Source organism: Massilia cellulosiltytica (genome assembly GCF_047325105.1).
Classification (GTDB): domain Bacteria; phylum Pseudomonadota; class Gammaproteobacteria; order Burkholderiales; family Burkholderiaceae_D; genus Telluria; species Telluria orientalis.
The window spans coordinates 6,426,714-6,446,439 of sequence record NZ_CP168562.1; the positions used below are offsets into that span (position 1 = coordinate 6,426,714).

The window sequence follows — 19,726 nt, forward strand, 5'->3', positions numbered from 1 at the left end:
CCTTCCCTGTTGTCCTGCTTTTTTTATTGTAGGCCGATTATTCGGCTCTATTCACTCTGACCGGCTGATACCGGGTATCACTTCAGGCCGGCGATATAGTCCGCCACTGCCTTCATTTCATCGTCCGACAAGCGCTTGGCCAGCGCGGCCATCTGCGGGCTGTTGCTGCGTGTACCCGCTTTGAACGCTTGTAGCTGGGCAACCGTGTAATCCTGGTGCTGGCCGGCCACGCGCGGATACTGGGCCGGGATGCCGGAACCGGTGGCGCCGTGGCAGCTGGCGCAGGCGGCCACGCCGCGGTCTGCGATGCCGCCGCGATAGATCTTGCGGCCCAGTTCCAGCGTGTCCTTGTTGCGCGCGGCGCCCTGCTTCGGCTGCTGCGTGGCGAGGTAGGCGGCGATGTTCTTCTTTTCGTCCTCGCTCAGCATCTTGGCGTACGTCGTCATCACGGGCTGGTTGCGGGCCGGCGTCGTGAAGTCGACGAGTTGCTTGTGCAGGTAATTGTCGATCTGTCCTGCCAGCTTGGGGTTCGTGTTGATGGTCGAATTGCCGCCGGCGCCATGGCACGACGCGCAGGCCGGCAGGCCGCGGGCATTGTCGCCGGTGTCGTAGAGGGAACCGCCCTTGGCCGGATCGGCCTTGGCGGCGGCCGGGGGCGCGTGGGCCGCGTCCGCTGCAAGAGCGCTGCCCACGATGAGGAAACTGGCCAGCAAGGACTTCACGATCGCCGCACACGCGGCCGGTTGGAACACACGATTCATTCAAGCACCCTGAAAAAGTCAAAGATAAACTTGCAGTTGCAGTGCAGCGGTCATGCTCGTGCCCCCGCGTCGGCAAGGGAGCCTTCAGGCTCGCCGGCGGCAGGTAACTCCCTATTGTACAATAGCCTTTGTTTCCTGCCCTCACCTTCGTTGTCTTTTTCGCTCCACTTCCCTCATGTCCAAACTCTGGCAAGCCCGTTTCTTCACGACCGTCAACCAGTTGCGGGATCTTCCCAAGACCCAGGTGCCGGAAATCGCCTTCGCCGGCCGGTCCAATGCGGGCAAATCGACGGCGATTAATATCCTGACGAACCAGAAGGGCCTCGCCTTCGCGTCCAAGACCCCCGGCCGTACGCAGCACATCAATTTCTTCTCGATCGGCGGGGCGCACGTCGCCATGCACCGCAAGGATCCGACCAAGGTCGAGGAAATCGAGGGCCTGCTCGTCGACCTGCCGGGCTATGGCTACGCTGAAGTGTCGGGCGATGCCAAGCTGCACTGGCAAAGGCTGCTGGGCGACTATGTGCAGCGGCGGGAACAACTGGCCGCGCTCATCCTGATCATGGATTCGCGCCGCCCGTTCACCGAGCTCGACATCCAGATGCTGGAATGGTTCGCCCCGACGGGCAAGCCGATCCACTGCATCCTCACGAAGGTCGACAAGCTCAACCGCAACGAATCCGTCAATGCCTTGCGCCAGGCGCAGCAAGTGCTGGACAGCTATGTCGACGAGGAAGGCAACGGCTTCCCGTTCACCGTCCAGCTGTTCTCGGCCCTGAAGCGCATCGGCATCGAGGAAGCCAACGACAAGATCATCGAACTGTTCGGCCTGGACGAGGACCCTGTTCCGGCCGATCCCGAACAATAAACTCCAGGAACCGCCATGCCGATCATCACGCCTTCGCAATACCCCGCCGTGCGCATGCGCCGCATGCGCCGCGACCCGTTCTCGCGCGCCCTGATGCGCGAGAACGTCGTCACCGCCTCCGACCTGATCTACCCCGTGTTCATCCTCGACGGCCAGAACCAGCGCCAGCAGGTCGCGTCGATGCCGGGCGTGGAGCGCCTGTCGGTCGACCTGCTGCTGAAGGTGGCCGAGGAAGCGGTCGCGCTGGGCATCCCCGTGCTCGCGCTGTTCCCCGTGATCGAGGCATCGCTGAAGACTTATGACGGCGTCGAAGCGACGAACCCGGACGGCCTCGTCCCGCGCGCCGTGCGCGAACTGAAGCGCCATTTCCCGCAGCTGGGCATCATGACGGACGTCGCGCTCGACCCGTACACGACCCATGGACAGGACGGCCTGCCGGACGAGAACGGCTACATCGTCAACGAAAGAACGATCGCGATGCTGACGCGCCAGGCGCTGGCCCAGGCCGAGGCCGGCGTCGACGTCGTCGCCCCGTCGGACATGATGGACGGCCGCATCGGCGCGATCCGCGTGGCGCTGGAAGAGAAGGAATTGATCCACACGCGCATCATGGCCTACTCGGCCAAGTACGCGTCGGGCTACTACGGCCCGTTCCGCGAAGCCGTCGGTTCGGCCGCCAACCTGGGCAAGGCCGACAAGAACACGTACCAGATGGATCCGGCCAACAGCGACGAAGCCCTGCGCGAAGTGGCGCTGGACATCGCGGAAGGCGCCGACATGGTCATGGTCAAGCCGGGCATGCCCTACCTGGACGTCGTGCGCCGCGTGAAGGACGAATTCAAGGTGCCGACCTTCGCCTACCAGGTCAGCGGCGAGTACGCGATGCTGCAGGCCGCGTTCCAGAACGGCTGGCTCGATCCGGACAAGGTCATCATGGAAACGATGATGTCGTTCAAGCGTGCCGGCGCGGATGGCGTGCTCACCTATTTCGCGATGGATGTGGCGCGGCGCCTGAAGGCCGCGGCATAAAACACGTCTGAAACGTTACACATCGTTCATGTGTGACATTTCGATAGCGTCCGGCAATCCTGGATCGGTAACATCTCCAGTTTTATGCCTGCCTTTCCCAAGGATTCCCGGACGTCCCCCTACCGCTGGCTGATCCTGGCCGTCGCCACCGTGCTCCAGGCCGGCGCGGCATTCGTCACGCAAGGTATCGCCGTGCTGGCGGGCTACCTGCAAAAGGATCTGCACCTGTCCGCCACCCAGGTGGGCCTGCTCATCACCGCCTCGACCGTGGCGCCGATCTTCACCCTGCTCTTCGTCGGCGACCTGCTCGACCGCAAGTCGGAGCGGGCCATCATCGGCGCGGGCATGCTGATCATGGCCCTCGGCCTCGTGGGCGCGTGCGTGGCACCCGGTTTCCTCGCCTTGTGCGCCGCCCTGTTCGTGATCGGCATGGGCTACAGCACGGTCCAGCCGGGCGGCAGCCGGTCGGTATCGCAATGGTTCCACGGCCATCAACTGGGGATCGCGATGGGCATCCGGCAGGCGGGCCTGCCGCTCGGCGGCGCCGCGGCTGCGGCGGCCTTGCCGTTCCTCGTGGGCGTGCGCGACTGGCGCGCCGCCTTCCTGTCCAGCGTCGCCGTCGTGCTGGCTTCCGGCCTGCTGTTCTGGGCGGTCTATCGTCCGCCCACGCTGCCCGGCCGTCCCGGCAAGCGTGCCGTGCTGACCGTCTTCTTCCTGGTCCGGATGGTGCGTCAACGGTGGATGCAGCGGGTCGTCTGGTCCGGCATGGCCCTGGTCGGCACACAATACGGCATCGTCGTCTTCCTGATGCTGTTCCTGCGCGACCGGTTCGGCCTGCCGTTGCGCGACGGCGGCTGGATGCTGCTGTCGATGCAGCTGTGCGGCGGCGTCGGCCGCATCGTCCTGTCGGTCTGGAGCGACCGCTGCGGCAAGACGGGTAACCGGTTCCTGCCCGTGGTCGTCAGCATGCTCGTCACGGGCATCGGCCTGCTTGCCCTGATCGGCCTGCCCGTCGACGCGCCCCGGTCCTGGCTGTTCGGGCTGATCGCCGTGCTCGGTTTTTTTGCGCTGGGCTGGTATGGCCCCTGGGTCACCTATATCGCGGATTCCGCGCCGGCGGACAGCGTCGGCCTGGCCCTCGGCGCCGCCATGACCATCAACCAGATCGCCATCGTCCTGACGCCGCCAGCGCTCGGCATGATCCACGATGCAGCGCGCGATTACGATGCCGTGTGGGGCATCTTGATCGGATGGATCGTGGCGACGCTCGTGCTCCTGCACGTGCTGGGCCGGTTCCGCAAGCCGCAGGCGGCCGTGCACCCATCGCACGGATGCCGGCATTCGTCGGCCCCGCCGGCGCCTCCATCGCAAGAATCTTGAACGCCCCCTCCGGCGCGCCCTATGATGGCCCATCCTCATGTCAAGGAAGGGCAAGCAAGTGAAACATTGGATTGCCGTCGGCGTGATCGCGGTGCTGGCAACAGGGTTGAGCGTGGCGAGCGGCATGCGCCATGTCGACGCCGTGCGAACACCGGGCCTGCCCAGCGGCTGGGCCGCCCACAACGTGGCCGCGGGACTGGACGACATCGGCGTGGACCGGCCACGGGACGGCAGCCCGGCCGAGCTGGTCATCGTCAAGCAGGAAGACTCCCCCGCGGGGAGGCCGCTCACCGTCGTTCACACCATCGACGCGACGCCATGGCGCGGGCGTACCATGATCGTCTCGTTTTATTCGCGCGCCGAACTGGAACCCGAGGTCATGCGGCGCGCGAAGGGCAAAAAAGCCGTCGAGCTGCACGTCGAATGCGACGGCAGCCGGACCGGCGGCAAGGTGTCCGTGGACGCCCTCTGGCAGACCCGCCGCTGGGTCGAGCATAACGTACCCGTCAAGGTCGCGCCCGACGCGACCCGCTGCAGCCTGGGCGTCGCCAGTCTCGTCAAGGCCGAGATCCGCCTGTCCAGGCTGCACCTGAAGGACCGTGCCGCGGAACGCGAAGCCTTTCTGGCCAGGCGCTTGCCCGACCTGCCCCTGCCCGCCCAGACCGAATCGATCTTCCCCGCCGGCGCCGCGGCGGCCGTCGCGACGCCGAACCTGGAGTTCAGGCAATGAGCACACTGTCCCTCAAGGCACACGTCGCCGCGCCCGTGTGGCGGCATTTGCGGCAGGCCGATTGGCCGCTGCTGCCGCTGATCCTCGTCGGTGTCCTGTTCGGCGCACGCGTGGTGGGCGCGCAATTCTACGCGTACTGGAATACCTGGCTGACCTGCTTTACGGGCCTGCTCGGCGCGTATGTGCTCACCGCCTGCACGCGCATCGTCCTGCAAAGCGTCTGTTTCGATAACGGCGTCGCGTGCTGGTGCGTGCTCGTCGCGGCCGTGATCAACAGCTGGCTTTTGGGCAACGCGTTCGCTCACTACATCGACTATATGGGGGTGCCCACGTCGGTCTCTTCCCTGCCCCGGCTGGGCGCCCTGGCTGTCACCGTCCTGCTCGTCGTACCGGCGGAAGTCGCGGCGACACGCGCCCGCTGGGCCCGGCAAGCAGCCGAGCAGGAGGCCCAGCGGATGCGCGAGGAGACGACGAAGCGCCAGCTGCTTGAAGCGCGCCTGGCGGCCCTGCAAGGCCAGATCGAACCGCACTTCCTCTACAACACGCTGGCCAATGCCCGCGCGCTGATCCGGCAGGATGCGTCCGCGGCCGAACAACTGCTCCACCACCTGAACCAGTTCCTGCGTTCGGCCATGCCCGACCTGCGCGCCCAGAGCACGTCGCTGGGGCAGGAACTGGAACGTGCCCGGGCCTACCTGGACATCATCAGGATGCGCATGGGCGAGCGCCTGCGCTTCGACATCGCCGCCAGCGAAGAAGCGCTTGCGTGCCAGATCCCGCCGCTGTCCGTGATGACCCTGATCGAAAACGCCATCCAGCACGGGATCGAGCCCAGGGTCGAAGGCGGGTCGGTGCGCGTGACGGCCGTATGCGCCGCCGGGCGTCTGCGCATCGGCGTCGAAGACGACGGCGCCGGGTTCCAGGCCGAACTGGGCGACGGCGTCGGCCTGGTGAACCTGCAGGAACGCCTGGCCGCGATGTACGGCGACGCGGCCGAGCTGCGTCTCGAGCCGGGCGCGGACGGCGGCGTGTGCGCCACCATCGAGCTGCCGATGCTCGCCGGAGGGAAGACATGAGCTCTGCCGCCACCGCCATCCTGGTCGAGGACGAGCAGGCGTTGCGCACGGAATTGCGGACCTCGCTGGGCCGCTTCTGGCCCGAACTGGCCATCGTCGGCGAAGCGGCCGACGGCGTCACCGGTGCGCGCATGCTGTCCGGGCTGGCACCGCAGATCGCTTTTCTTGACGTGCGCATGCCAGGCTTGAACGGCGTCGAACTGGCGCGCCTGGCCGCCGGCCGCTGCCACATCGTTTTCCTGACTGCCTACAATGATTACGCCGTCGATGCGTTCGACCACGGTGCGGTCGACTACCTGCTCAAGCCGCTCGACCCGGGGCGCCTGGCGGTGACGGTCGCCCGCCTGCAGACGGCGCTCGGCAAGCAGCCCGCGGACCTGTCCGCGCTGTCCGCGCCAGCCAGGAACGGTCCCCTGCAATGGATACAGGCGTCGTGCGGCGGGCAATTGCGCTTCATCGGCATCAACGACGTCCAGTGTTTTCATGCCGAAGCCAAGTACACCTGCGTCGTCACCGCGAAGCTCGAAGCGCATATCCGCACGCCGCTCAAGGATTTGCTGAGCCAGCTGGACCCGGCCAGGTTCTGGCCCATCTCGCGCAGCGCCATCGTCAACGTCGGCGCGATCGACAGCGTGCAGCGCATCGACGGCGTGCTCAGCGTGCGTCTGGTGAATTCGGTGCGTTGGCTGCCCGTGTCGCAGGGCTACCAGCACCAGTTCCGGCAAATGTAGGATCAACCACGCGGCGGTTTGTATTCCGGGAACATTTCCTTGTACAGGAAGGCCATCAGTTCCTGCGTATCCTGCGGCCGGGCCGACAGCGTGACGACGCGGTTCAGGCGGTGCGAATCCCACTCGAAGTCGCCGGTCTTTTCCTTGCGGATCAGCTCGATCATCTTCTTGACGATGGCCGTCTCGATGTCCGGGTCGCTGCCGCGCTCGACCGTCACCGCCGTCAGCCAGCGGCGCTTGAAGTTCGGGTTCCAGCCGCGGAATTTCAGGTCGGCCCGGCTGAACGTCTTGTTGGAGATGCTAAACACGCCGCCCGTCTCGTTCGGATCCTGGCCGCCGCGGCCGTTGATGGCGGCGATGTTCGCGAGCGCGTTGCGCGTGCCGCGCGCGGCTTCGCTTTCCTCGGCCTGGTCCGTCTGCGCCGGGGCGCCGCGGCGCTTGCGCTGGGCCTCGATATAGGCCTGCATGTCGACTTCCTGCGGCGGCGCCTTCGTCTCTTCCTTCGGCGGCTGCGGCTTTTCCTCCACCGTTTTGATCTCCGGCACGGTAATCGTGTTCGGCAGGCGCGGCATCGTGATGCGCGGCGGCGTGAACTTCGGCGCGGCCGCTGCCTTGGCGGTGTGCTTCGGTGCCTGCTCGGCCGGCTTGGCGGCCGGCTTGTTCTGCTTCAGCGGCGGCAGCCAGACGACGGCTTCGCCGGCTTTCGGCGGCGCGTGCTTTTCGATTTTCGGCTGGAACAGCCAGACGGCCACGAGCAGCAGGTGCAGCCCGATCGTGATCGCGATGCCCGTCCGGTTCGGGCCCTTCTGCCCGTAGATGACCACTTTCCGTCCGGGCAGCGGCTGGCCGCAATGTGCGCAGACATCGCTGTCTTCCAGCGGGATATGGGAATGGTCACGCAAGATAATGAACGCCTCCGGTTGGAGGACAAATAAATGATATTGACGAGGCGCAGTCTAACCCGTTTGGATTAGCCGCGCACGCGCTGTTAAGGATCTGTAATGAGAGTACAAGCTGGGTAGCTTAATGGTTGTTACAGTGTGTATCAACCTTGCTCTTCGGAATTACTTATCCCCGTCGTTCCCGGACTGGCCGTCCGCCTTGGCGGGACCCGAGTTTGAACGGCTACGGAAGCAAAATTGGGCCCCCGCCTTCGCGGGGGCGACGGTTAAGCGACCTTCGTCAATACCGGCTTCCGCCCCTGCTCCGCGTCCGCGAGTTGCGTATCCGTCATCGGACCGCTGCCGCTGTACTTGTCGAGGTACAAATAAATCACTGGGGTGATGTACAGCGTGATGACCTGCGAGAAGATCAGGCCGCCGCACACCGCGAGACCCAGCGGCTGGCGCAGCTCGGCGCCGGCACCGAGGCCCAGGGCGATCGGCAGCGCACCCATCAGCGCGGCCAGCGTCGTCATCATGATCGGGCGGAAACGCAGGATGCACGCCTGGCGGATCGCCTGGTCCGGCGCCAGGCCCCGGTTGCGCTGGGCGTCGAGGGCGAAGTCGATCATCATGATCGCGTTCTTTTTCACGATGCCGATCAGCATCAGGATGCCGATGATGGCGATCATCGTCAGGTCCAGGTTGAACAGGCGCAGCGTCAGTAGCGCGCCCACCGCGGCGGACGGCAGGCCGGCCAGGATCGTGATCGGGTGAATGAAACTCTCGTACAGCACGCCCAGCAGCACGTAGATGACGCCGACCGCGGCGACGATCAGGATCAGCTGGCTCGACTGGGAATCCTGGAACACGGCCGCGTCGCCGCCGTATTTCGTGATAATCGACGCGGGCAGCTTCATGTCGCGGCCCATCTGCTCGATGGCGGCCGTGGCGTCGCCCAGCGGCGCGTCCGGCGCGAGGTTGAACGACAGCGTGATCGCCTGCAGCTGGCCCTGGTGGTTGACGGCGATGGGGCCGACCGTGCGTTTCACCGTCGCGACGCTGGAGAGCCGCACCAGCTGGCCCGTCTTGCTGCGCACGGACAGGCGCGACAGCGCGTCCTCGAACTGGCGGTCCTCGTTGGCCGTTTCCAGGATCACGTAATAGCTGGCCGCGCTGGAATAAATCGTCGACACCTGGCGCTCGCCGAACGCCGCGTACAGCGCCGTGCGGATGTCGCCCACCTGCACGCCCAGCAGGTTCGCCTTGTCGCGGTCGATATCGAGCTTGGCCTGCAAGCCTTTGTCCTGCGTATCGCTCGTCACGTCGCGGAACAGCGGGTTGTTGCGCATGCGCTCCATGTACTGGTTGGCCCACTGGCCGATGTCGGCGCCGGACACGCTCTGCAGCGTGTACTGGTAGCGGCTCTTGCTCGGGCGGCCGCCCAGCTGCAGGTTCTGCACGGGCGCCATATAGACATTGACGCCGGCGATGCCGCGCAGCGACTTGCGCAGGCGGTCGACGACTTGCGGCATCTTGTCGCGCTGGGCGCGCGGCTTCAGCACGATGAACATGCGGCCATTGTTGCCGCCGCCGGTGAACGAGGTGACGTCCTGCACGGCCGGATCGGCCTGGATCACTTCCGCCACCTTCGTCTGCAGCACGACGAGCGCGGACGACGAAATGTCCTCGGCCGCTTCGGTCGTCACGCGCAGCTGGCCGATGTCTTCCTCGGGGAAGAAGCCTTTCGGGATGGTCGTGTACAGCACGACGGTCAGCGCGAACGTGCCGAACGCGACGATCAATACGACGAAGCGGTGCTTCAGCGCCACGTCGAGCGTCTTCTCGTAGGCGTTGCGCAGCGCCGTGAAGCCGCGCTCGAAATGGCGGCCGATAAAGCTTTTCTCTTCCGTGTGGTCGTGGCCATGTGCCGGGAGCAGGCGCGATGCCAGCATCGGCACGAGGGTCAGCGACACGGCGGCCGACACGAGGATCGCGAGGCCGACGATGACGGCGAATTCGTGGAACAGCAAACCGATCACGCCCGGCATGAAGAAGATCGGGATGAACACGGCAATCAGCGACACCGAAATCGAGACGATGGTAAAACCCATCTCGCGCGAGCCGTCGAGCGCGGCGCGCATCGGCTTCTTGCCCATCTCGATGTGGCGCACGATGTTTTCCAGCACGACGATCGCATCGTCGACGACCAGGCCGACGGCCAGCGTGATGCCCAGCAGAGAAATGTTGTCGAGACTGTAGCCGAGCCAGAACAGCAGCGCCAGCGCGCCCAGCAGCGAGATCGGCATCGTGATCGCGGGGATGAACGTGGCCGACGCGCGGTGCAGGAACAGGAAGATCACGAGCACGACGAGGCCCACCGTCAGCGCCAGCGTGAAGTTCACGTCGTGGATCGCCTCGCGGATCGATCTGGAACGGTCGTTGACGAGGTTGATCTTGATGGACGCGGGCAGCTGTGACTGGAAGCGCGGCAGCAGGCGGCGCACGCCGTCCACCACTTCGACCGTGTTCGCGTTCGGCTGGCGCTGCACCAGCAGCACGATGGCGCGTTCGCCGTTGTAGGCGCCGAAGGCCCGGGTGGACTGGTAGCTGTCCTCGACGGTGGCCACGTCGCGCAGGCGCACCGGCAGGCCGTCGCGCGTGGCGACGATCAGGTTTTCGAAGTCGGCCGCCTTCATCATCTGGGCGGGTCCCTGGATGGTCAGGGTCTGCTGCGGACCATCGAGGATGCCCAGCGCCGAATTCGAGTTGGCCGAGCGCAGCGCCGTCGCCAGCTCGTCCATCGTGAGGTTGCGGGCATTCATGAGGTCGGTCTTCGCGCGCACACGCACGGCGAAGCGCTTGCCGCCGTTGACGGACACCTGCGCCACGCCCGGCAACGTCGAGATCGCGGGCGACACGAGGTTTTCGGCGTAGTCGTTCAGGTCGGACAAGTTCATCGACGGCGACGTCATCGTCATGAACAGCACGGGCGCATCGGCCGGATTGACCTTGCGGTACGACGGCAGCGTCGTCATTTCCTGCGGCAGCTGGCGCTGGGCTGCAAGGAGTGCGGCCTGGACGTCGACGGCGGCCGCGTTGACGTCGATCGACGGGTCGAATTCCAGCGTCAGCGACGTGCTGCCCTGCGTGCTCGTCGACGTGATCAGGTTGATGCCGGCGATGGTCGAGAACTGCTTTTCGAGCGGCAGCGCGACGGACGAGGCCATCGTCTCGGGGCTGGCGCCGTCCAGGTTGGCGTTGACGTTGATGACGGGCGTGTTATAACTGGGCAGCGCCGCGACGGGGATGTGCGAATACGCCAGGATGCCCACGAGGATCAGGCTGATCGACAGCAGCACGACCATCACGGGCCGGCGGATGCACAGTTCGGACAGGTTCATCGTGTTCAGCCCTTGTCGGCGACGTGGACGTCTTTGCCCTTGCCTTTACCCATGTCGGACGCCAGGCGGACCTTGGCGCCCGGGCGCACGTTCTGCTTGCCGTCGGTAATGACCTGCTCGCTGCCGGCGAGACCGCTGACGGCCGCATCCACGCCCGCGCCGTACACGCGGCGCACCGGCACGAGGCGGGCCGAGTGGTCCTTCTCGAGCACGTAGACGAACGTGCCCTGGGCATTGGTGATGATGGCGTTCTGCGGGATCACGACGGCATCCTTCAGCGTCTGCACGATGACCTTCGTGTTCACGTACTGGCCGGGCCACAGCGTGGTCTCGCGGTTGTCGAACTCGGCCTTCACCTTGATCGTGCCGGCTTGCGGGTCGACCGTGTTGTCGACGAAGCTCAGCAGGCCCTTCACCGGCGCCAGGTCGGCGCCCGGCAACGCCTCGACCTCGACCTTGCCCCGCTTCTGCGCCGCCAGCAGCGACGGCAGGCTGGACTCCGGCAACGTGAACGCGACGGTGATCGGGTCGAGCTGGGTGATCGTCGTGAGCGACGTCGCCGGCTGCACGAGGCTGCCCGGATAGACGTTGATGCCGCCCACGCGGCCGGACATCGGCGCGCGGATCGCGGTGTAGCTCGTCGTGACGCCGCTCGCGCGCGCGGCGGCGGCGTCGGCCTGCAGGGTGGCGCGGGCCTGGTCGACCTGGGCGCGCAGCGTGTCGACGGCGCTCTGGGCGATGAAGTGCTGCGCGAACAAGTCCTGGCTGCGCTTGAACTGGCGCTCGAGGTCGGCCAGCGATGCGCGGTCGCGTGCGACCTGGGCCTGGGCCTTGTCGAGGTTGGCGCGGTCCTCGCGGTCGTCGAGCGAGAACATCAGCTCGCCCTGTTTGACGAACTGGCCTTCCTTGATGTGGACTTGCCGGATGGTGGCGGTCGTCTGCGGGTGCAGGTCGACGGTGCGGATCGGCGTCACGGTGCCGTTGGCCTGCTGCACGACGGCCACGTCCTGGCGTTGCGGCGCCACGACGTTGACGACGGCCGGCGGCTGCGCACCATTGCCCTTGCCGCCCGGGGCGGCGGCCCCGTCGGCATGCGATTCGGACCCGTCCTTCATGGCCCACGTGGCGGCGCCGACGGCAACGACGATGCCGGCGACAATCGCGATATTCTTGGTCTTCATTCCACTCCCTGTGCCGCCTGTCCGCGGTCTTTCTCTTTGTGTATTTATGCGATGAGGGTGACGCCGGCCGCAAGACCGGGGCTCCGGCGGAGATTGTCCCACACGGGTGTAACAGTAATGTTTCTGCCCGTGCGATTTTTCAGCGTGCTTATTTGCCGGGATAAAATTCCGGCAACATCAGGGTCGCTTCGAGCCCGCCTTCCGGATGATTGGCGAGGTTGATGCTGCCGCCGTGCTGCTCGGCGATGTTGCGGGCGATGGTGAGCCCGAGGCCCGTGCCGCCCGATTCGCGCGAGCGCGACGTCTCCACCCGGTAGAACGGGTCGAACACGCGCGCCAGCTCGGCGCCCGGAATGCCGGGGCCGGCGTCGCGGATGCGGATGCGCGCCGCGCCGTTGATGCGGTCGACGCTGACCCTGGCCGCGTGGCCGTACTTGACGGCGTTGTCGATCAGGTTCACGAGGCAGCGGCGCAAGTCCATCGGCCGGCCCAGCAGCGCCATGCCGGCGTGCCCCGTCAAGGTCACGCGCTGGCAGCTCTCGGCCGCGTCGGCGACGACGGAGTCCAGCAGCGAGTCGAGGTCCAGCATCTGCATGGCTTCGTTCGTGTCCATGCTGCGCGCCAGGTCGAGGCCTTCGCGCACCATCGCCTGCATCGCGGACAGGTCGCCGATCAGGCGCTCCTGCAATTCCGGTTCGTTGACCTTTTCCAGGCGCAGGCGCATGCGCGTGAGCGGCGTCTGCAGGTCGTGCGTGATGGCGGCCAGCATCTGCGTGCGCTGGAAGATGTACTGGCGGATGCGCGCCTGCATCGCGTTGAAGGCGGCGCTCGCCTGGCGGATCTCGTCGGCGCCCGTGAGGTCGAGCGGCGGGTGGTTGATGTCGTTGCCGAGATCTTTCGCCGCCTGCGCCAGCTGCTTCAGCGGACGCGTCGTCATGCGCGCCACGAGGTAGGCGAGGAAAGCGACGCTGACGAGGAAGATCGAGATCGTCCACGTGTAGTCGGTGCGCTGCGGCGACGTGGCCGAGCGCGGCGGCAGCACGGACAGCACGAGGTCGTCGCCGTCGCGCAGGCGCACGGCGATGCTCTCGCACGTACCGCGCCACTTCATGCGCAGCAGGCCGAACACGACGGGCTGCTCGCGCGCCGTCGAGCACGCGACGGGACGCGCGGCCAGCGACCGCATCACATACCCTTTGCCCATGCGGGCGGCGAGCGCCTGGGTGAATTCGGAGTTGGTCGGGGCAAGCGCCGCCGGATGGGTGTCGACGTCGGCGAGCTGCATGCCGGGACGGTTGGCCACGTCGAGGTAGGCCTTGCGCGCGGACTCGGGGACGATCTCGGTGGCCATGATGAGCTGTTCGGCCCGGTCGAGGTTGTGCAGGTCGCGGAACTCGTCGATGACGCGCGCGCGCTCGGCGTCGGCCAGCAGCTGGGTCAGCGCGGCCGTGAGCAGGATGCCCAGCAGCAGGGTAGCAAACACGCGGCCCGTCATCGAGCCGAGGAAAGCTCTCACGCGCTCGGCTCCACCGTGACCTGGCCGGCCAGCACGTAGCCGCCGTTGCGGACGGTCTTGATGATCTGGGGCATGCGCGCATCCTCGCCCAGCTTCTGGCGCAGGCGGCTGATCTGGATGTCGATCGAGCGGTCGAACGGATCGGCGTCGCGGCCCTGCGTGAGGTTCAGCAGCTGGTCGCGGTTCAGCACGCGGTTCGGGTGCTCCAGGAAGACGCGCAGCAGGCGGAACTCGGCGCCCGACAGCATGATGATGACGCCCTGCGGATTGACGAGGTGGCGCGCGGTGAGGTCGAGCGTCCAGCCCGAGAATTTCATCTGCTGCACGTTCTCGGCCTGCGAGGTCGGCGGCATCGCGTGGCTGCGGCGCAGCACGCTGCGGATGCGCGCCAGCAGTTCGCGCGGCTCGAACGGCTTCGGCAGGTAGTCGTCCGCGCCCATTTCGAGGCCGAGGATACGGTCCAGCGGCTCGCTGCGGGCAGTGAGCATGATGACGGGCATGGTCGAATGCGCGCGCAGCTTGCGGCACAGCGTGAGCCCGTCGTCGCCCGGCAGGTTCAGGTCGAGCACGATCAGGTCCGGACGCGACTCGTCCAGGAGTTTCCACATGGCGGTGCCGTCGGCCGCGGCAAGCGCGCGGTAGCCGTTCGCTTCCAGGTAATCGGCCAGCAGCGAGCGGATATCGCGGTCGTCGTCGACGATCAGGATGGTAGATGGATTGTCCATAACGCCATTATCGCGAGTTGTTCGAACCCTGAACAGTCACTTTGTATCGGCTTGTATATGGATCTTCCAGGGAAACAAATTGATACAAAGAACGAGAGACGGGAAACGCTGCGCTTACATCTTCGGCCCATGATGGGAACCGTGCGAAGACGACGCGATGCACGCAGATCGGAGCATGAAGACAACGTTTGGCGGTTTGCCAACTTTAACCCACTAGGAAACCTGAGATGAAAACCTATCGCAAACACCTCCTCGCCGCCCTGTCTGCGCTGACCCTCGGCGCTGCCGCACTGGGCGCCCATGCACAGACGACGGACCAGGCCGCACCGCAGGCCCGCCACGGCATGCAGCACCAGAAGCTGACGCCGGAACAGCGCGCGCAATTCCGCGCCAAGCGGATCGCGAAGCTGCACGACCAGCTGAAGATCACGCCGGCCCAGGAAAACGCCTGGAATGCGTTCGTGACGTCGATGCAGCCGCCTGCACGCCAGCCGCACGACCGCGCCGCCTGGGCCAACCTGACGGCACCGGAACGCATGGCGAAGATGATCGAGCGGCAGAAGCTGCGCACGGCCGCCCTCGAGCAACGCCAGGCGTCGCTGAGCACCTTCTACTCGGTCCTGAGCGCGGACCAGAAGAAGACGTTCGACGAGAAGGCGGCCCGCTTCGGCCACGGCGGGCATCGTGGCTGGCAGCAGCGCGGCCATACCGCGCAAGGTTGACTATCCACCGTCGCTCCCGCGTTCCACCGTCGCTCCCGCGCAGGCGGGAGCCCAAGTTCGACCGTCGCTCCCGCGAAGGCGGAGCCCAGGTTCCTCGACTTGGCCACGAACCCGGGCCCCTGCCGTCGCAGGGGCGACGTTGTTTTGTACAGCGTGAGGATTACTGCAGCTTGCCCAGCGAACCCAGGAACTTGTTCGCATCCTGGTAGCCAATCACCCGGCTATCGGGAATCTCTTTCCCCTGCTTGTCGAACAGGATGATGCCCGGCGGACCGAACAGCCCGAAGCGCTTGAGCATCGCCCGGTCATCCGCATCGTTGGCCGTCACATCGACCTGCAGCAGCACGGTATTTGCCAGCCGCGCCTTGACGGCCGGATCGACGAAGGTCAGCTTTTCCATCTCCTTGCACGACACGCACCAGTCGGCGTAAAAATCCAGCATCGCGGTGCGGCCACCGGTGGCGGCCAGCGCGGCGTCGAGCTGGTCGACGGTCTTGATGCGCGTGAACGCGAGCGGCTGCGCGGGCGCGCCGCCCGTGAAGCGGGCCAGCGGCGCGAGCGGGTCGCGCGCACCGCTGGCCACGCCGACGAGCTGCGTCGCGCCCAGCACGACGCTGGCGGCGCCGAGGGCGAGACCGGCCCAATGCCCGCGCAGGCCGCGCAGCAGGTAGAAACCATAGCCCAGCAGCAGCGCCGCCCACAGGACCATCTGCACGATGCCCGGCAATACGGGCGCGGCCATCCACAAGGCCATCGCCAGCATCAGGACGCCAAAGAAGCGCTTCACGGATTCCATCCACAGGCCCGCGCGCGGCAGCAGGGAGCCCGCGGAGACGCCGACGAGCAGCAGTGGAATGCTCATCCCGACCGCCATCGCGAACAGGGCGGCGCCGCCGATGACGACGTCGCGCGTCTGGCTGATGTACACGAGCGCACCCGCGAGCGGCGCGGCCACGCACGGGCCGACGATCAGCGCGGAGATCGCCCCCATCACGAACACGCCGGCCAGCTTGCCGGACGACTGGCGGCCGGAGGCGCTGGACAGCCGCGTCTGCAACGCGGCGGGGACCTGCAACTGGTAGACGTCGAACATCGACAACGCCATCACGACGATCAGCAGCGCGAAGCCGCCCAGCACCCAGGGATTCTGCAGCGCGGCCGCAAGTCCTTCGCCGAGCAGGCCGGCCGCCACGCCCAGCGCCGTGTAGACGATCGCCATCCCGAACGAGTAAGCGAGCGACAGCACGAAGCCGCGCGTGCGATGCACCTGTTTTCCTTCACCCACGATGATCGACGACAGGATCGGCACCATCGGCAGCACGCACGGCGTGAACGCGAGGCCCAGGCCCAGCAGGATGAACGCGGGGATGATCGCCAGCAGGCGGCCGCCCTGCAGCAGCGAGGCGATGCCGGAGAGTTCGGACGGCGCCGCCGGTGTCACGGGCGCGACGGGCGCCGGTGCACGTGCGGGTGCGGGTGCGGACGCGGGCGCGGGCGGCGTATCGACCTGTGGCGCGGGTTGTCCCGGGAAGTTGAACCCGCCGCCCTGCCCCGGCGCGACGCTCATCTGCGGCGCGCTGCCGCCGGCGCCGGGCGTGAGCTGGACCGACGCATCCTGCGGCGGATAGCACAGGCCCTTGTCGGCGCAGCCCTGGCCGGTGGCGGTCAGCGTGAACGGTCCGGCGGCGTCGACCGGGATGCGGATCTCGACCCCGTTGTGATAGGTCTCGACGTTCTTCTGGAACGTGTCGTCGTACTTGATCTTGCCGGGCGGGATGACGGCCTCGCCGAGCTTCGCGCCGCTTGCCGCGAAATGGAAGCGCTCGCGGTACATGTAGTAGCCGTCCGCGATTGCGTAATTGACGACGATCGTGTGTGCGTCCGCCATCTGCGCAGAGAACTTGAATGCCTGCTCAGGCGGCAGGAAGTCGTCGTCGGCGTGGGCGGGCGAGACGAAGGCGAGACAGGCCAGCAGCCATGCAGCCAGCAGTCGCGTTATCGACAGGGAAAAAGATCGGGACATGGTCGGAATATTGGTTCAACGCATCAGCATGGTACACCGGGTGCGTTTAGTGCGCTGCAGACGAAAAAAAACCAGGCCGGAGCCTGGTTTTTCATGTTGCTTGAACCGCGATTACTCGGCGGTCGGCGCGTCTTCAGCCGAGGTGACTTCCGGACGATCGACCAGCTCGACGAAGGCCATCGGGGCGTTGTCGCCAACGCGGAAGCCCATCTTCAGGATGCGGATGTAGCCGCCCGGACGCGCGTTGTAGCGCGGGCCGATTTCGGCGAACAGCTTCTGGACGATTTCGCGGTCACGCAGGCGGGCGAATGCCAGGCGCTTGTTGGCCAGGGTGTCGTTCTTGCCCAGGGTGATGATCGGCTCGACGACTTTGCGCAGTTCCTTGGCTTTCGGCAGGGTGGTCTTGATCGCTTCGTGACGCAGCAGCGAAACGGTCATGTTGCGCAGCATGGCGAGGCGGTGGGACGAGGTACGGTTCAGCTTGCGAAGGCCGTGACGGTGACGCATGGTATTTCCTTTCGAGTTAAGTTTAAATCCGAGCTCTTCGATCGCCGCTTATGCGCGACGCGGGCCGGTTGGCGATAAAACGCCCGGGACACCTGCCCCGGGCGGGTACTGCAATTACTTTTCCAGACCAGCCGGCGGCCAGTTCTCGAGCTTCATGCCCAGGGTCAGACCACGGGAAGCCAGGACTTCCTTGATCTCGTTCAGCGACTTGCGGCCCAGGTTCGGCGTCTTCAGCAGTTCGTTTTCCGAACGCTGGATCAGGTCGCCGATGTAATAGATGTTCTCGGCCTTCAGGCAGTTTGCCGAACGGACGGTCAGTTCCAGGTCGTCCACCGGACGCAGCAGGATCGGATCGACCAGCGGCGCACGCGACGGTGCTTCCGCGGCGGCTTCGGTGCCTTCCAGGGCAGCGAACACGTTCAGCTGGTCGACGAGGACGCGGGCCGACTGGCGGATCGCTTCTTCCGGCGTGATGACGCCGTTGGTCTCGATGTTGATGATCAGCTTGTCGAGGTCGGTACGCTGTTCGACACGGGCCGATTCCACGGCGTACGACACGCGGCGGACCGGCGAGAACGATGCATCCAGGATGATGCGGCCGATGGTCTTGTTCGTGTCTTCCGACAGGCGGCGCACGTTACCCGGCACATAGCCGCGGCCTTTTTCGACCTTGATCTGCATGTCCAGCTTGCCGCCGGCGGTCAGATGGGCGATCACGTGTTCCGGGTTGATCAGTTCCACGTCATGCGGCAGGTCGATGTCCGAAGCCAGGACCGGGCCTTCGCCTTCCTTCTTCAGGGTCAGCGTCACGGAGTCGCGGTTGTGCACCTTGAACACGACGCCTTTCAGGTTCAGCAGCAGGTCGACGACGTCTTCCTGCACACCATCCAGCGACGAGTACTCGTGCACGACGCCCGCGATCGTCACTTCGGTCGGCGCGTAGCCGATCATCGACGACAGCAGCACGCGGCGCAGCGCATTACCCAGCGTGTGGCCATAACCACGTTCGAACGGTTCCATCACGACTTTCGCGTGGCCGGGGCCGAGCGTTTCGACATCGATAATACGTGGCTTCAACAAACTATTTTGCATGAGTGTCCTCTTCAATACCCTCGGCTCGTTACACCGATAAGGCTGATGGCATCAGTAGTAGAAACGCCTGCTTCTGGGAGCAGGCGGTAAAGCGAATTCGGTGCAGACGGAAACGGATGTTCCGTCGTTCCCGCGGAAGCGGGAACCCATACACAGCGGGCTTTCGCCAGCTCAGTATGGATCCCCGCTTCCGCGGGGACGACTTCGGCGCGGGATGACCGCGCCAAAGTCGATTAACGCGAGTACAGTTCGACGATCAGCGCTTCGTTGACGTCGGCAGCGATCTCGTTACGCTCCGGATACGAACGGAAGGTCGCTTCCATTTTCTTGGCGTCGACCGACACCCAGCTCGGGAAGCCAACCTGCTCGGCCAGCGACAGGGCTTCGAGGATACGGGTCTGCTTCTTGGCCTTTTCGCGGACGGCGATGACGTCGCCGGTCTTGACCTGGTACGAAGCGATGTTCACGACGTTGCCGTTCACGGTCAGGGCCTTGTGGCTGACCAGCTGACGTGCTTCGGCGCGGGTCGAGCCGAAGCCCATGCGGTAGACGACGTTGTCCAGACGCGATTCCAGCAGCTTCAGCAGGGTCTCACCGGTGTTGCCCTTGCGGCGCGACGCTTCGGCGAAGTAGCGGCGGAACTGACGCTCCAGCACGCCGTAGATACGCTTGACCTTCTGCTTTTCGCGCAGCTGGTTGCCGTAGTCCGACGTACGCTGGCCCGACTTGACGCCGTGCTGGCCCGGCTTGACGTCCAGTTTGCACTTCGAATCGAGCGAGCGGCGTGCGCTCTTCAGGAACAGGTCGGTGCCTTCACGGCGCGACAGTTTTGCTTTAGGTCCGATATAACGTGCCACGTTAAACTTCCTTTGTTTGAATGATCACGCCCCGGATGCGGCCGAAGTTCAGTACTTCTTCCACAACAGGCGCTAGTCCAGTTCTGCGATGAGACCGGACGTGGCTTACAAAAACCTCATGGCCAGGACGGCCCGAGGCGACAATAGCCGGGCAGTATAACCCATTTCTGGGTTAACTGCACCGGCGATTCTTTACACCACGGCGTGTGGCGCATCAATGCTGCGACGGGCGGCGAACCGCCC

General features: G+C 65.6%; 17 protein-coding genes. 7 read left to right on the forward strand and 10 right to left on the reverse strand.

Annotated elements, in window-relative coordinates; all coding sequences use genetic code 11:
• Positions 1-77 precede the first annotated feature (77 nt).
• Complete coding sequence (locus ACEN9H_RS28195; protein WP_413672897.1) at positions 78-761, reverse strand: c-type cytochrome; 684 nt, start codon at positions 759-761, stop codon at positions 78-80.
• Positions 762-936: 175 nt separating this feature from the next.
• Between ACEN9H_RS28195 and yihA the strand changes: the two genes are divergently transcribed.
• The 6 genes from yihA (at position 937) to ACEN9H_RS28225 (ending at position 6,575) form a co-directional block, all read left to right on the forward strand.
• A complete protein-coding gene (gene yihA, locus ACEN9H_RS28200) occupies positions 937-1,629 on the forward strand; it encodes a ribosome biogenesis GTP-binding protein YihA/YsxC (RefSeq protein ID WP_160406723.1) in 693 nt (230 codons plus the stop codon).
• Positions 1,630-1,644: 15 nt separating this feature from the next.
• Positions 1,645-2,658, forward strand: a complete 1,014-nt coding sequence (hemB, locus tag ACEN9H_RS28205) for a porphobilinogen synthase (RefSeq protein WP_413672898.1) — start codon at positions 1,645-1,647, stop codon at positions 2,656-2,658.
• A gap of 84 nt (positions 2,659-2,742) precedes the next feature.
• On the forward strand, positions 2,743-4,038 hold the full coding sequence (locus ACEN9H_RS28210; RefSeq protein WP_413672899.1) for an MFS transporter: 1,296 nt from the start codon (positions 2,743-2,745) through the stop codon (positions 4,036-4,038).
• Positions 4,039-4,096: 58 nt separating this feature from the next.
• Positions 4,097-4,768: a hypothetical protein gene (locus tag ACEN9H_RS28215; protein ID WP_413672900.1), complete on the forward strand. Its 672-nt coding sequence runs from the start codon at positions 4,097-4,099 to the stop codon at positions 4,766-4,768.
• Positions 4,765-5,844, forward strand: a complete 1,080-nt coding sequence (locus ACEN9H_RS28220; protein WP_413672901.1) for a sensor histidine kinase — start codon at positions 4,765-4,767, stop codon at positions 5,842-5,844. Before ACEN9H_RS28215 ends, ACEN9H_RS28220 begins: the two co-directional genes overlap by 4 nt.
• The gene (locus ACEN9H_RS28225) at positions 5,841-6,575 is read left to right on the forward strand and encodes a LytR/AlgR family response regulator transcription factor (RefSeq protein WP_413672902.1); all 735 of its coding nucleotides are present in this window, start codon (positions 5,841-5,843) and stop codon (positions 6,573-6,575) included. The genes ACEN9H_RS28220 and ACEN9H_RS28225 overlap by 4 nt, the downstream gene beginning before the upstream one ends.
• A gap of 2 nt (positions 6,576-6,577) precedes the next feature.
• On the opposite strand, the gene ACEN9H_RS28230 is transcribed toward ACEN9H_RS28225, so the two are convergent.
• The 5 genes from ACEN9H_RS28230 to ACEN9H_RS28250 all read right to left on the reverse strand — a co-directional run bounded on the left by ACEN9H_RS28230 (position 6,578) and on the right by ACEN9H_RS28250 (position 14,282).
• Positions 6,578-7,477 carry a cell envelope integrity protein TolA gene (locus ACEN9H_RS28230; protein WP_413672903.1) on the reverse strand — a complete coding sequence of 300 codons (900 nt, stop codon included), beginning with the start codon at positions 7,475-7,477 and terminating at the stop codon, positions 6,578-6,580.
• A gap of 266 nt (positions 7,478-7,743) precedes the next feature.
• A complete protein-coding gene (locus ACEN9H_RS28235; RefSeq protein WP_413672904.1) occupies positions 7,744-10,860 on the reverse strand; it encodes an efflux RND transporter permease subunit in 3,117 nt (1,038 codons plus the stop codon).
• Positions 10,861-10,865: 5 nt separating this feature from the next.
• Positions 10,866-12,041 (reverse strand): efflux RND transporter periplasmic adaptor subunit, encoded by a 1,176-nt coding sequence (locus ACEN9H_RS28240; protein WP_413672905.1) that lies wholly within the window; start codon positions 12,039-12,041, stop codon positions 10,866-10,868.
• 148 nt (positions 12,042-12,189) lie between these two features.
• The gene (locus ACEN9H_RS28245; RefSeq protein ID WP_413672906.1) at positions 12,190-13,557 is read right to left on the reverse strand and encodes an ATP-binding protein; all 1,368 of its coding nucleotides are present in this window, start codon (positions 13,555-13,557) and stop codon (positions 12,190-12,192) included.
• Positions 13,554-14,282: a response regulator gene (locus tag ACEN9H_RS28250; RefSeq protein ID WP_056126509.1), complete on the reverse strand. Its 729-nt coding sequence runs from the start codon at positions 14,280-14,282 to the stop codon at positions 13,554-13,556. The genes ACEN9H_RS28245 and ACEN9H_RS28250 overlap by 4 nt, the downstream gene beginning before the upstream one ends.
• A gap of 227 nt (positions 14,283-14,509) precedes the next feature.
• On the opposite strand from ACEN9H_RS28250, the gene ACEN9H_RS28255 reads away from it, so the two are divergent.
• Complete coding sequence (locus ACEN9H_RS28255) at positions 14,510-15,004, forward strand: Spy/CpxP family protein refolding chaperone (RefSeq protein ID WP_413672907.1); 495 nt, start codon at positions 14,510-14,512, stop codon at positions 15,002-15,004.
• Positions 15,005-15,164: 160 nt separating this feature from the next.
• On the opposite strand, the gene dsbD is transcribed toward ACEN9H_RS28255, so the two are convergent.
• The 4 genes from dsbD to rpsD all read right to left on the reverse strand — a co-directional run bounded on the left by dsbD (position 15,165) and on the right by rpsD (position 19,483).
• On the reverse strand, positions 15,165-17,027 hold the full coding sequence (gene dsbD / locus ACEN9H_RS28260; protein ID WP_413672908.1) for a protein-disulfide reductase DsbD: 1,863 nt from the start codon (positions 17,025-17,027) through the stop codon (positions 15,165-15,167).
• Between the two features lie 111 nt (positions 17,028-17,138).
• Complete coding sequence (gene rplQ, locus ACEN9H_RS28265; protein ID WP_371762175.1) at positions 17,139-17,534, reverse strand: 50S ribosomal protein L17; 396 nt, start codon at positions 17,532-17,534, stop codon at positions 17,139-17,141.
• A 114-nt stretch (positions 17,535-17,648) separates the two neighbouring features.
• Positions 17,649-18,626: a DNA-directed RNA polymerase subunit alpha gene (locus tag ACEN9H_RS28270; protein ID WP_413672909.1), complete on the reverse strand. Its 978-nt coding sequence runs from the start codon at positions 18,624-18,626 to the stop codon at positions 17,649-17,651.
• Positions 18,627-18,859: 233 nt separating this feature from the next.
• Positions 18,860-19,483, reverse strand: a complete 624-nt coding sequence (rpsD, locus tag ACEN9H_RS28275) for a 30S ribosomal protein S4 (RefSeq protein WP_371765281.1) — start codon at positions 19,481-19,483, stop codon at positions 18,860-18,862.
• Positions 19,484-19,726: the final 243 nt, after the last annotated feature.

Coding starts and splice junctions, on each gene's coding strand:
- ACEN9H_RS28255 (WP_413672907.1), top strand. CDS start 14,510: ATGAAAACCTATCGCAAACACCTCCTCGCCGCCCTGTCTGCGCTGACC.
- rplQ (WP_371762175.1), bottom strand. CDS start 17,534: ATGCGTCACCGTCACGGCCTTCGCAAGCTGAACCGTACCTCGTCCCAC.
- ACEN9H_RS28250 (WP_056126509.1), bottom strand. CDS start 14,282: ATGGACAATCCATCTACCATCCTGATCGTCGACGACGACCGCGATATC.
- ACEN9H_RS28195 (WP_413672897.1), bottom strand. CDS start 761: ATGAATCGTGTGTTCCAACCGGCCGCGTGTGCGGCGATCGTGAAGTCC.
- ACEN9H_RS28270 (WP_413672909.1), bottom strand. CDS start 18,626: ATGCAAAATAGTTTGTTGAAGCCACGTATTATCGATGTCGAAACGCTC.
- ACEN9H_RS28225 (WP_413672902.1), top strand. CDS start 5,841: ATGAGCTCTGCCGCCACCGCCATCCTGGTCGAGGACGAGCAGGCGTTG.
- ACEN9H_RS28240 (WP_413672905.1), bottom strand. CDS start 12,041: ATGAAGACCAAGAATATCGCGATTGTCGCCGGCATCGTCGTTGCCGTC.
- ACEN9H_RS28220 (WP_413672901.1), top strand. CDS start 4,765: ATGAGCACACTGTCCCTCAAGGCACACGTCGCCGCGCCCGTGTGGCGG.
- ACEN9H_RS28210 (WP_413672899.1), top strand. CDS start 2,743: ATGCCTGCCTTTCCCAAGGATTCCCGGACGTCCCCCTACCGCTGGCTG.
- yihA (WP_160406723.1), top strand. CDS start 937: ATGTCCAAACTCTGGCAAGCCCGTTTCTTCACGACCGTCAACCAGTTG.
- hemB (WP_413672898.1), top strand. CDS start 1,645: ATGCCGATCATCACGCCTTCGCAATACCCCGCCGTGCGCATGCGCCGC.
- ACEN9H_RS28235 (WP_413672904.1), bottom strand. CDS start 10,860: ATGAACCTGTCCGAACTGTGCATCCGCCGGCCCGTGATGGTCGTGCTG.
- dsbD (WP_413672908.1), bottom strand. CDS start 17,027: ATGTCCCGATCTTTTTCCCTGTCGATAACGCGACTGCTGGCTGCATGG.